Here is an 11,815-nt window from a genome sequence, read left to right as displayed (position 1 = left end):
GTTGCTGATCAACTGGTTTTGTTTTAAAAACTGTCACAACACCTTATTGATCGGTTATAGTTACACTATGAAAAATACATTCAAAGTTTACTCAAATTATCAGCCTGCCGGTGATCAACCTGCTGCCATAGCATCCTTGATTGACGGCCTGGAATCTGGTTTAGCCCGCCAAATTCTACTAGGCGTCACCGGGTCAGGTAAAACCTACACCATTGCAAATGTTATCCAGGCGATGAAAAGGCCAACCCTTATTATGGCACCGAATAAAACCTTGGCAGCCCAACTTTATGGCGAATTCAAAACCTTTTTCCCTGACAATGCAGTGGAATACTTTGTGTCTTACTATGATTATTATCAGCCAGAGGCTTATGTCCCAGCTTCTGACACGTTCATAGAAAAAGACGCATCCATTAATGAACATATCGAACAGATGCGCTTGTCAGCCACCAAGGCGCTAATCGAACGCAAAGATGCCATTATTGTCGCGACGGTTTCTGCCATTTACGGTTTAGGTGATCCCGATTCTTACCTGCGTATGTTATTACATCTCTCTAGAGGAGAACAATGCGAACAACGCAAGATTTTAAAACGATTGGCTGAAATGCAATATGTTCGCAGTCAGGTTTCGCTTGAACGAGGGCAATTTCGGGTTCATGGGGATGTCATTGATATCTTTCCTGCCGATTCTGAAAAAGAGGCTATTCGTATCGAGCTTTTTGATGAAGAGGTGGAAAACCTTTCCCGCTTTGATCCACTGACTGGTGAAGTTTTGCAGCGTTTACCACGAGTCACTATTTTCCCTAAAACCCATTATGTCACGCCGCGTGAGCGAATTTTGCAAACGATTGATTTAGTCAAAGAAGAGTTACAGGAACGTCTTGCCGAATTCACAAGCCAAGATAAATTACTGGAAGCACAACGTTTGCAACAGCGCACCGCGTTTGATATTGAGATGATGTTGGAATTAGGTTATTGCTCGGGGATTGAAAATTATTCCCGCTATTTATCGGGTCGTAAGACTGGCGAACCACCCCCCACCTTGTTTGATTATTTGCCACCGGAAGCGTTACTTGTCATTGACGAATCGCATGTGACAGTCCCTCAGATTGGTGGCATGTATCGAGGAGACAGGGCGCGTAAGGAAACCCTGGTTGCCTATGGTTTTCGCTTGCCTTCCGCCCTGGACAATCGTCCCCTGCGTTTTGAGGAATTCGAGCAGCGCTCGCCGCAAACGATCTATGTCTCGGCGACACCCGGGCCCTTCGAGCGTGATCATTCTGACAACATTGCTGAACAAGTCGTACGCCCTACCGGCTTGGTGGATCCGGTGGTTATTATTCGGCCAGTTAAAAATCAGGTGGATGATTTACTCTCTGAAATTCGCCAAGTCGTCGCCCAAGGGGAGCGTATTTTAGTAACGACACTAACCAAACGTATGGCAGAAGATTTAACGGATTATTTGCGTGAACATGGGGTAAAGGTCCGTTATTTACATGCCGATATTGATACCGTGGAGCGAATGGAGATTATTCGTGATCTCCGTTTGGGAGAATTTGATGTGCTGGTGGGGATTAACCTTTTACGCGAAGGCCTGGATATGCCGGAAGTTGCTTTAGTCGCCATTCTTGATGCAGATAAAGAGGGTTTTTTGCGCTCTGATCGCTCCTTGATTCAAACCATCGGTCGAGCTGCCCGAAATATCAATGGTCGCGCTATTTTATATGCTGAGCAGATAACAGGTTCTATGCAACGTGCTATGGATGAAACGGAGCGGCGGCGTAGTAAACAGGAAGAATTTAACCTGAAACATGGTATTACTCCCAAAACAATTCACAAATCCATCACGGATATCATGGAAGGAGCCTATAGCAGTCGACGTAAAATGGAGCTCGCTGAGCGGCAGGCGCCTTATTTGTTAATGACGCCAGAACAATTAGCAAAACAAATAAAAATTCTGGAAAAACAAATGCATAATCACGCCAAAAATATGGAGTTTGAACAGGCTGCGAAAGTGCGTGATGAGTTGTTACTCCTCAAGGAACAGCTGAGGGCCGGGTAAATATTAACTCCCAAGGGCAAAATTTGAACTTAAGCGCGGGGCGTGCTAAGGTAATAGGCCTTGCTTTATCTTTACGACGTTCTGCAGTAGCTAAGAAGTTCATTATTCAGGGAGTGAAAAAATGAATATTGGTGAATTTAAAGAGGCGGTGCGTGAATTAAGACAAGCATTAAAACAAGATGAAGTAGCATCCGTTACTCAGCTTGACGCACCGTCAGAGGCCTTTAAAGAGGAAAACGCATTAGGGGCATTTTTAGAGGGAGATGGTGAGGGTGAGGAAGTATTTTCTTTAGTACTCCAATTGGGCGCCCTGTTACAGGATTTAAGTGACGAAAGCCCGGTTTACCCTGAGCTTATGGTCGAGGTTCGTTTGATTCTGGACCAGTATTGGGCATGGGTAGCTAAAAATATCGCACACGAAAGCTGGCAAAAAGGGGAGGAGGTCAGTCCCTGGCTGCACTTGCAAAAACAGTTAAGCCGTGCGGGGCTGTTAGAAAGTGACTATCATCATCCTATTCTTTTCCGTGTATTAGCCAGACAATATCTTTCTTTAGGCCAGAGCCAGTTAGAACTCGATAAATTGCTGTTTATGCTTACACGTTCCGGCCGGCTGATAAGTTATGTGGAAAGAGGGGGGAGTACTGGTTATCCGATGGTCCAGTTAAACGCGTCTATTGCCAAAATAGAACGTCTCCAACTTGGGCATGAAGTAGGGAAGCTCAAAGCAAAAACCACAATACTGGTCACTCTTTTTTATTTGCTTCACCGTTGTTGTACTGTTGAGCAATTAGCCCTCATACCCCCGTTAATTTATTACCGTTTGCATACTACTGACGAAGAAAGAAACTCCGAGTTGGCGATCTTTACCAGCTTATGCAGCGATATCCCGGTTTGGCAGGCTTTTTTTGCTCGGAACAATTGTTATGTGGACACCAAGGCATTCAGGGATGAAGCGTGTTTAAAAGACCTTGCTCCGTTAATACCAACGGCACGGAGGGCGCTCCTTCACGCAGTTGATAATACACGTTGGATATACTCGTTTATTTATCAATCCAGGCAATTACAACTTCTCGATGAGAATCAGTTGCTTGCGCACACTATCGAGTTGTTCCGTAAAGAGTTTGCCACCTTGCAAGATCGCTCTTACTCGGCTGCACTTGGTTTTGCGGCAGAAACGAGACGGCAAATAAATTGTCTAACGGAAAGAGAAGCGAATCTGGTGCATGATGCTTTATATACTTTTTGTCTGTACGTGTATGAAGAGGAGAGGCCCAAGGATAAATTTGCCAATCCATTTGCCCCTTCCGGGAAGACTAAATGTAATGCTGCTGAGAAAAAACGTAAAGATTTAGCCGGGTTTCCGATTAAATATGGTTTTTTTGAGGTTATTGCCTTAAAGCAGGGGCGTTTAGGTGCATTGGTTAATATGTTCGAGGGCGACGGCTCAGGCCATAAACTGGTATAAGATAGCCCGACAGCTATGATTTTGAACCCTGGGGTTCAAGTGGGGGGCAGATGAGTCAGTTCAGGCTTCCCACTTTATAATGGGCTTGCACAACGCCGGCTACAGAACGCCCCCCTAAGTGTGAGTATTGGTTCACAAATCAGTCGCTGTCGGGTTAGTTGCAGTATAGCATTATTGCCTTTCAGATAAACTGGTCTTCGTTGAATTTACGCATTCTTTTCGTTGTATTCGATGAAGAAAAACTTGACGACGGATTTTGGTCGTTCTTTAGTCCAGTTAAAGACGGCAGGTTTCTGCGTGCTGGATGTTAAATGAATAACGATAATCGAAAGGCATCATCGCTATCAACAGGCACCAACACGCTTAACAAGGCTAATCAGTTTGCGGATCCTGGCTAATATTGCCATGAACCACCTGGTGAATTTTATTTTCCAGGGAATTGATAAATTGAGTCACTTGCAAACGTTGCTGTTCTTGCTGTCTCTGGCAGCTGATCAATTCATGACTGACATGAAGTGCTGCCAGGAGCAGTGTTTGAAAGTCGTCCAGTTGTTTAAATTTTTTCTTGTTATGAACGATTCTTTCATTCAGCTTATCTGCTGCCTGTTGTAGATTCTCCACCTCATTATCAGGGCATTTAATCTCATAGGATTTATTCATTAACTTGATGGAGCATGATTTAGAAGTTGTCATTTTATCGCAACCTGTAGTGACCCGTACTATTAAATGGTAACAATTTTGGTTTGCCCGAGCAAATCAGTTATTATTAGTTATTTTATGCTAATGAGCTTATTATGTCTGCTGAAAATAATCCCATACACCTTCCTACATATCAATCATTCGTGGATACTATTTCTGTTTTAGGGCTACCTATTTCCAGCAGTGAATTGCATGGTGTGATGTGCGGTTATCTTTGTGCAGGTGCGATCGCTGAGGGCGAGTCTTATTTGCGTGCGTTAATGGTTAATTATAAGCGCAATGAATCGACCCGGGCTGCAGCGCTTGCCATGTTTGATGTTTATTCAGTGAGCCAGCAACAACTTGCCAATTTTGATTTTGAGTTTCAATTAATGCTGCCTGATGAACATGAGGCCCTTGTTGATCGTGCCCAGGCCTTTAGTGAGTGGTGCGAAGGGTTTACGCAAGGGATGACGATGGCTGGTATCAGCTATGAACAATTGCAAGAAGATGAATCGCAGGAGGCGTTACAGCATTTACTGGAATTTGCCCAATTGGATTACGAGTCGTTACAGATTGATGAAGAGGATGAAAAAGCATTGATGGAGGTCAGTGAGTACGCACGTATGGCCGTTTTGCGCTTGTACGGTGATTTACTCGCCAATCATGAAGGCCGTGATTCTTCCAGTACCACCCATTAACGGTAGAATTCTTGAAAGGATAGTTAGATGATTAGTCAGCGAGAATATCAGGAAAGACGGCGAAAATTAGCGCAAAAATTACCCCAGGGCGCTATTGCAATTATCCCTGCCGCTGATGAGGTCGTACGGAATGGTGATGCGCATTACCGCTTTCGCCAGGATAGTGATTTTTACTATTTAACGGGGTTTAATGAGCCGGAAGCGCTGTTATTGATCGTGGCCGGTGAAAACAATGAAGATTATTTATTTAACCGTCCCCGTAACCCTGCTCAAGAGCAATGGACTGGCAAGCGTTTGGGTCAAGAAGGCGCCTGTCAAGAACTCAATATGACTGCCGCTTATGCCATAGAGACGCTAGCTGAGCATTTACCAGCGTTTCTGACAGGCAAGACAGCCGTTTACTACGCGATCGGTCGTTATCCAGCGTATGAAAAACATGTTTTACAAGCCTTACAGACCTTAAAAGGACAAATAAGACGAGGCGTTAAAGCACCGGAAGCCTTGTGTGATTTGGAGCCTGTACTAAGCGAAATGCGGTTAATCAAAACAACAGCAGAAATTGCATTGATGCGTCGGGCTGCTGATATCTCCGTTGCCGCTCACAAACGTGCAATGCAGGTTTGTAGCCAGATTGCTTATGAATATCAATTGGAAGCAGAACTGCTTTATGAATTTAGTCGTCAAGGTTGCCGGGCTGTTGCTTATGATCCAATCGTTGGTAGTGGTGCAAATACCTGTATTCTTCATTACACCGAGAATAATCAGCCATTGCGTGACGGTCATTTGGTGTTGATTGATGCTGGCGGTGAATTCGGTAATTATGCGTCTGATGTCACTCGAACTTTCCCTGTCAATGGCCGCTTTAACCCAGAGCAACGGGCCATTTATGAGTTAGTCCTTAAGGCCCAGAAAGCAGGAATCGCTTGCATTAAACCAGGAGTAGCCTGGAATGAAATTCAGCAAAGGATGGTTCGTATTTTGACCAGTGGCTTGTGTGAATTAGGCCTGCTAAAAGGGCAGGTGGATGAGCTAATCCATCAAGAAGCGTATAAGCCTTTCTACATGCATAATTCCGGGCATTGGCTAGGTTTGGATGTCCATGATTGCGGTCACTATAAAATCGAGGGTCAATGGCGTCCTTTGCAGGCAGGGATGGTACTTACCGTAGAGCCAGGCTTGTATATCAGTGCTGGAATGGACGGGGTTGAGCAACGCTGGTGGAATATTGGTGTGCGAATAGAAGATGATATTCTTGTAACCGAAGATGGTTACGAGAATTTAACGGCTGCTCTGCCGACAGAAATAACTGAGATTGAGGCGTTAATGCGTGGCTGATAAACAGGTTGATATTCTAATTGTTGGTGGCGGATTGACTGGCGCCACATTAATGCTTGCTTTGGCAAACAAAGGGTATAGCACCTTATTGGTTGATGCGAACTCTTTTAGTAACAAAGTCAACAGTGATTTTGATGCGCGTACTTTGGCGCTTTCTCCAGCCAGTGTGCGGATTTTACAACTGTTAGCGATTTGGCCGCTTTTGCTAAAAGACGCAACCCCTATCACGACAATTCATGTGTCCGATCAGTATCGTTTTGGTGCCGCGCGTTTGCACGGCGAGGTAGCCCATCCTTTAGGCTATGTCGTGGAAATGCAGTCTATTAACCGCGCCTTGCATGAATTATTAAAAGAGGCAGCGATTTTAGCGCCTGCCAAGCTGACCGCATTGGATAGGCAAGAAGGGTTAGCAACTATTAGCAGTGCTGCTGGTGAGTGTACTGTTCAGGCTAAGCTAATTGTCGCTGCAGATGGCGCTGAATCAGCGGTACGTCGTTTTAGTGGTTTGAGAGTGAAGCTAAAAGAGTATGGCCAGCAGGCGATTGTCGCCAATATTGGTTTGGCCAGAGCCCATCGAGAACAGGCTTATGAGCGTTTTACGTCCTCTGGGCCTTTAGCCTTATTACCGATGACTGATAATCGTGCTGCCTTGGTTTGGACTTTGCCGCCCGAAGAAGCAAAACGCCTGATGACGCTTAATGAAACTGCCTTTTTAACGGCTTTACAACAGGCTTTTGGTTACCGCTTGGGACGTTTTTTAAAACTGGGTAAGCGAGCTATTTATCCATTACGCCAGGTATTTATGCCAGAGCAAGTTGCCTGGCCTTTAGTCTTTGTCGGCAATGCTGCCCACACCTTGCATCCAGTGGCAGGACAAGGGTTTAATCTGGGTTTACGCGATGTGGCAACTTTAGCCCAATGCATTATTGAAGATGGCCTGAATGATAAGATGTTACAGCGTTATCAGGCGATGAGGCGCCATGATCAAACAGCGATAATCCGCTTGACGGATGGTTTGGTTAGTCTTTTCACCAGCCGTTTACCAGGGATCGCTTTGGCTCGCAATTTAGGCCTCATTGCGATGGATAACAGCGCACTATTAAAAAAAATCTTAACTCGCTACACACGCGGTTTTGCAGGAATAACGCCGGATTTGGTTTGTGGGATCGCTCTGGAATCCAAGGAGTCTTGATGAACCAGCAATTTGATGTGGTTGTTATTGGTGGGGGAGTCGTTGGTTTAACGGCTGCTTTGGCAATGGCTCAGCAAGGGTTCTCTACTGCTGTGGTGGATGCCGGTACTTTGGCGGTTAACGCAGCAAAACCGGATAGTCGTGTTTATGCGATTAACCAGGCATCCCAGGATTTATTGCAGCAGCTTGGGGTTTGGCCGCAATTAGATCAAACGCGTGTATCGCCTTACCAACGGATGTATGTCTGGGATGCTGCAAACGGAGCCCATATTGAATTTGATGCACGTATGATTGCGGCACAGCAGCTAGGGACGATTCTGGAAGAATCCATACTTAAACAGGCCTTATTGCAAGAAATAGCCAAACAGAGCAACGTTACCCTATTTCCAGACAATGCGGTCACGGCAGTGAAACAACAAGCGGATTCAATTACAGTCAGCTGCGCTGGTAAATCCTGGCAAGCTCAATTGTTGATGGTTGCTGATGGTGGCAATTCGCCTTGCCGCCAATTACTGAAAGTGCCTTTGACGAGTTGGTCTTACCATCATCAGGCCATTGTTGCTTCGGTAAGTACAGAGAAAAAACATCAAAAAACGGCTTATCAAGTCTTTAATGCTGACGGTCCTTTAGCTTTTCTTCCCCTGATCGATGAGCGGCAATGCTCTATTGTCTGGTCAACGATACCCAATGTTGCAAGGCGATTGATGGCTCTTGACGATGACGCGTTCAGTCAGGAATTAACGCAGGCCTTTGCTAATAAATTGGGGCAGGTAAAAGTACAGGGAGCGCGATATCAGTTTCCGCTGAGTATGCGTCATGCGAAACAATACAGTGGGAAGCACTGGCTTTTATTAGGGGATGCCGCACATACTATTCACCCGCTTGCAGGCCTTGGTCTTAATGTGGGTTTGGCGGATGTCTCTGCCTGGTTGGCCTGCCTGGCTGATAGGGGAAAAGGCGCGTTAACTTCATCAAGCGCGCTAGGGGCTTACCAACGCCAACGCAAGCATGCTGTTTGGCAGGTGATTGCCATGATGGATGGTTTGAAAACACTGTTTACCAGCCCTTTTACCCCCATGATTGCCCTTCGTGGTTTGGGTTTGCGTATTTCCAATCATTGCCCGCCGCTAAAGCGCCTGTTTATTGCGCAGGCTGTGGGAAAGCCGTTGGACTATTAGGGGTCGACTGTCTTGGCGCTTATGGCTGGATTTTTTGTGCTTCGCGGTTCACCTACTTGCGTGTAGGCTCCGTTGCGGTGCTCGAAAATCTAGTCCTAAGCACACATAAGAGCGTGGAAAAGTTGTTTTAAATGCGGTAAGTTAGCTAATCAGGTGGAAATGTCATCAACAGTTCCTATGACGACATTAAAAAAATAATAAATACCGGGATATGTAATGACTTTAAAGAAATTGCAAGCTGTTGGGTTGGGTTGTCTCGTGTCGGCCAGTGCTACCGCGGGAGTCATGGGCGATGAGTACTGGGATGGCGATTCGGCCTGGGTTATCACTGCAAGTGCAGGACCTGCATGGATGAAGGCTGGCGAAACGCAAACCATTTATTTGCAATCGGATGTGTTTAAAACCTATACGGCTGACCGTGACAAGGAGACAATCGTTGCTGCTGAATTATTTTTTGGCATGCAAAGAGTACTGAATTCCAAATTGCAAGGCCAATTGGGATTGGCTTTTGCAGGAACGTCATCCTCATCACTGGATGGCGATGTTTATGAAGATGGGAACTCCTTCTACAATGACTTTGCCTATAGCTACAAAGTGCAGCATATGCATGTTGCTTTGAAAGGTAAATTGTTGCTTAACCTCGACTTTGATTACGAGATCGTCCCTTACATAAGCGGCAGTCTAGGTTATGGTCGTAACAAGGCCTCTTCTTACTCTATTACGCCACGAATTCAACAAGCGGTACCCGCGCCCTCGTTCCAGACAACAAGCACCAACAGTTTCAGTTACACCTTGGGTGCAGGAATCCAAATGCCCTTCGCACCAAATTGGTGGGCTGGCATTGGCTATGAATGGATGGGTTGGGGTAAGAGTGAATTAGGACGTGCGCCCGGGCAAACGATGGGAACTGGGCCGAGTATTAATAATATCACCAGCTCCCAATTTCAATTAAGTTTGACCTATTTGTGTTAAGGACTGTTTTTTCAAGGATTGGGTTTGATGATGAAAATAGTAAGTTTATTGAAACGATTAACCATCGCTTTGTCGTTGGGATTTTCCATCACGGCCCAGGCGAATGATTCGCGTCCTGTATTTAATATTGAACCTGTTGTCAAGGCACCTACGCAGATTACTGCCAATGGAACTGGATTTGCAACCTACCGGGTTACCAATACCTCTATTTTTAACCGTACGCTGGTCATGCAACCCATTTCTGGAATCATTCAGCTCACTGGCGGGGCTGGTGCTTGCCCCTATCCCTTTCCTTTGGCTGTGGGACAATCTTGTTTGCTCCGTTTGCAGCTTTTCGGCAGTGAGATACCCCGCCCACTGTTTTATGGGCCGGTAGTCTGTAAGACCAGAAGCGCTACCGATCTCCGTCCCGATCCTTTTTTATGTTCAAAACCCAAAGATAACGACGTCTTGCGCGTCACGGTAACGCCGTCGGTTTCAGCGACGATTGATGCCTCCCCCAATGTGAGAACTTTTTCTGTGGGGGGGTCGGCTATAATCACCGTGACCAATACGTCGGCAAGCGCTTTTGCACAAAATATCGCCGCTCAAATTCCACTGGGAAGCCCACTTACTGTAAGTAGTAACAGTTGCGGGGTGCAGTTAGCGCCTGGAAGCAGTTGTACGATCATTTTTACCTCGGCTGTTGCGGTTGCACCCACAGGGGTCATCATTGGTGGTACGAATACCAACCAGGAGACAATAACGCTGCAGGCCGTTTTCGCAACGCTTACGGCTACGCCGACCAACCTGCAGTTTACGGTGGGAGCTAATGGCGTGATTACAGTACAAAATACTTCCCCTGTTGTTGCGCTTAATGTGGCGCCCAATTTGGTTGCTCCGATTACGCTGGTCAGCAATACTTGTACGCCCACGCTTGCACCAAATGCCACTTGCACCATTACCGTCACTTCAGCGGTTTCGGTAGCCAGTACTCCCATTACTATTACCGGGACGAATACGTCAAATCCTCCAGCGACTGTGAATGTAACCGTGGCGCCGGTCATTATTACGACATCTCCCCCAGCCCAGACACCTCCCACGCCGACGCTGCAGTATGAGGCCAATCAAACCCAAGTATTACAAATAACCAATACTCAACCGCCAGGTGGACTCAATGCAAACGGCCTAAACGTTAATCCCGTTGTTCCTGCTGGCATGACAGCTGTCTCCACATGCCCTGCTGCGTTGCCGCCACAGAATAACTGCAACATAACCTTTGGTGGGAATACACCACAAACTGCAACAGTCAATATCGCAGGGACCAATACCAATACTATCCCCATTGTTGTCCAGATTGTAGCTGATCCCATTGTTACAGTAAGCCCACTAGGAGCGCTTGTTTCAATCGATAACAATGGTGCGGTACAGACAGCAGTGACTGTAACGAATACCTCTCCGACGGGCGCGGTTACTGGTATCTCAGCTACTCTTCCTGTCAGTTGGGTTGGAACAGTGAACCTGGACGATAGTCAATGCGCTAATCTCCCGGCTAGTACTAGTTGTCAGCTTCTTTTCTCGTCCAACACGCCTTTTATACCCGCAGTGCTTCCAATCACCACGACCTCACCGATTGCCAATTCGCTAGAATTCGCCATCGGTTTTACAAGTGGCAGTTCGAATGACATTGTATTTATGGTTGATACAGGTACTCAGACAATGACTCTGGTAACACCGGCTGACAACCCCCCTAATATTTGGGGCTCTGTTTTGGGTTTAAATACCGGCGCAACGGATCCGAATAATGGTGCCCAAAATACTCAGGACATTATCGATACCTATGGCAATGATGACTATGCCGCGAATAATTGCACGGAGTTCCTTGGATCGGGACTGACCACTTGGTATTTGCCAGCAATTAATCAGGTGAATGCTATCTACACTAACTTACTTAATGTGGGTGGTTCGGGTATAAATTTTGGTAATTTTCAAACAACGAATCCCTATTGGACTTCTAATCAGGCCGATACAGATATTGCTATAGCTCAGTTCTTCAGTACTGGTACTCAAGCGGAGTTTTTTATAGAGACTTTCCCCTTCCTGGCTGTGCGTTGTACCCGTACGGCGACTTATCCCGTTCCCTAGGTTATAAGAGGAAATGTTATAAAACAGAGGATTTTGCAGTGATTAATCCCGCGGGCCTCTTCTGTATTCAGTGAATATATGGTTTAATTTTAGCCATGAATCTTTGTAAGG

At 46.1% G+C, this 11,815-nt stretch carries 9 protein-coding genes and 1 other RNA gene; 8 read left to right on the top strand and 2 right to left on the bottom strand.

All coding sequences use genetic code 11. From position 1 onward, the window contains the following. Positions 1-67: 67 nt before the first annotated feature. Together uvrB and ACN4Z1_RS01235 are read left to right on the top strand one after the other, a co-directional pair. Positions 68-2,059 carry an excinuclease ABC subunit UvrB gene (gene uvrB, locus ACN4Z1_RS01240; RefSeq protein WP_228363572.1) on the top strand — a complete coding sequence of 664 codons (1,992 nt, stop codon included), beginning with the start codon at positions 68-70 and terminating at the stop codon, positions 2,057-2,059. 121 nt (positions 2,060-2,180) lie between these two features. After that, positions 2,181-3,524 (top strand): hypothetical protein, encoded by a 1,344-nt coding sequence (locus ACN4Z1_RS01235; protein ID WP_228363573.1) that lies wholly within the window; start codon positions 2,181-2,183, stop codon positions 3,522-3,524. Here the strand turns inward: ACN4Z1_RS01235 and ssrS are convergent. Together ssrS and ACN4Z1_RS01225 are read right to left on the bottom strand one after the other, a co-directional pair. Beyond that, positions 3,524-3,683, bottom strand: a non-coding RNA gene (ssrS, locus tag ACN4Z1_RS01230) — 6S RNA. The genes ACN4Z1_RS01235 and ssrS overlap by 1 nt on opposite strands. A gap of 213 nt (positions 3,684-3,896) precedes the next feature. Continuing rightward, entirely contained in the window at positions 3,897-4,217 is a 321-nt protein-coding gene (locus ACN4Z1_RS01225) for a cell division protein ZapA (protein ID WP_058446394.1), read from the bottom strand. Positions 4,218-4,318: 101 nt separating this feature from the next. Here ACN4Z1_RS01225 and ACN4Z1_RS01220 point away from each other — a divergent pair, with 101 nt between their 5' ends. From ACN4Z1_RS01220 to ACN4Z1_RS01195, 6 genes are all read left to right on the top strand, one after another. Then, on the top strand, positions 4,319-4,903 hold the full coding sequence (locus ACN4Z1_RS01220) for a UPF0149 family protein (RefSeq protein ID WP_228363574.1): 585 nt from the start codon (positions 4,319-4,321) through the stop codon (positions 4,901-4,903). A 27-nt stretch (positions 4,904-4,930) separates the two neighbouring features. Then, complete coding sequence (gene pepP / locus ACN4Z1_RS01215) at positions 4,931-6,238, top strand: Xaa-Pro aminopeptidase (RefSeq protein WP_228363575.1); 1,308 nt, start codon at positions 4,931-4,933, stop codon at positions 6,236-6,238. After that, positions 6,231-7,430 carry a 2-octaprenyl-6-methoxyphenyl hydroxylase gene (gene ubiH, locus ACN4Z1_RS01210; RefSeq protein ID WP_228363576.1) on the top strand — a complete coding sequence of 400 codons (1,200 nt, stop codon included), beginning with the start codon at positions 6,231-6,233 and terminating at the stop codon, positions 7,428-7,430. The genes pepP and ubiH overlap by 8 nt, the downstream gene beginning before the upstream one ends. Then, entirely contained in the window at positions 7,430-8,608 is a 1,179-nt protein-coding gene (locus ACN4Z1_RS01205; RefSeq protein WP_228363577.1) for an FAD-dependent oxidoreductase, read from the top strand. The genes ubiH and ACN4Z1_RS01205 overlap by 1 nt, the downstream gene beginning before the upstream one ends. A 216-nt stretch (positions 8,609-8,824) precedes the next feature. Continuing rightward, positions 8,825-9,580, top strand: coding sequence for an outer membrane protein (locus ACN4Z1_RS01200; protein ID WP_228363578.1), 756 nt, complete (start codon positions 8,825-8,827; stop codon positions 9,578-9,580). 27 nt (positions 9,581-9,607) lie between these two features. Then, complete coding sequence (locus tag ACN4Z1_RS01195; protein WP_228363579.1) at positions 9,608-11,704, top strand: hypothetical protein; 2,097 nt, start codon at positions 9,608-9,610, stop codon at positions 11,702-11,704. Positions 11,705-11,815 lie beyond the last annotated feature (111 nt).

This window comes from Legionella sp. ST3F1 (assembly GCF_048553315.1).
Lineage (GTDB): Bacteria > Pseudomonadota > Gammaproteobacteria > Legionellales > Legionellaceae > Tatlockia > Tatlockia donaldsonii.
Note: the sequence above shows the minus strand (reverse complement) of the source record. Positions and strands in the feature narration are given on the sequence as shown.

What these genes read in the sequence shown, in the direction of transcription:
- uvrB (WP_228363572.1), top strand. Translation starts at nt 68, where the DNA reads ATGAAAAATACATTCAAAGTTTACTCAAATTATCAGCCTGCCGGTGAT.
- ACN4Z1_RS01235 (WP_228363573.1), top strand. Translation starts at nt 2,181, where the DNA reads ATGAATATTGGTGAATTTAAAGAGGCGGTGCGTGAATTAAGACAAGCA.
- ACN4Z1_RS01225 (WP_058446394.1), bottom strand. Translation starts at nt 4,217, where the DNA reads ATGACAACTTCTAAATCATGCTCCATCAAGTTAATGAATAAATCCTAT.
- ACN4Z1_RS01220 (WP_228363574.1), top strand. Translation starts at nt 4,319, where the DNA reads ATGTCTGCTGAAAATAATCCCATACACCTTCCTACATATCAATCATTC.
- pepP (WP_228363575.1), top strand. Translation starts at nt 4,931, where the DNA reads ATGATTAGTCAGCGAGAATATCAGGAAAGACGGCGAAAATTAGCGCAA.
- ACN4Z1_RS01205 (WP_228363577.1), top strand. Translation starts at nt 7,430, where the DNA reads ATGAACCAGCAATTTGATGTGGTTGTTATTGGTGGGGGAGTCGTTGGT.
- ACN4Z1_RS01200 (WP_228363578.1), top strand. Translation starts at nt 8,825, where the DNA reads ATGACTTTAAAGAAATTGCAAGCTGTTGGGTTGGGTTGTCTCGTGTCG.
- ACN4Z1_RS01195 (WP_228363579.1), top strand. Translation starts at nt 9,608, where the DNA reads ATGATGAAAATAGTAAGTTTATTGAAACGATTAACCATCGCTTTGTCG.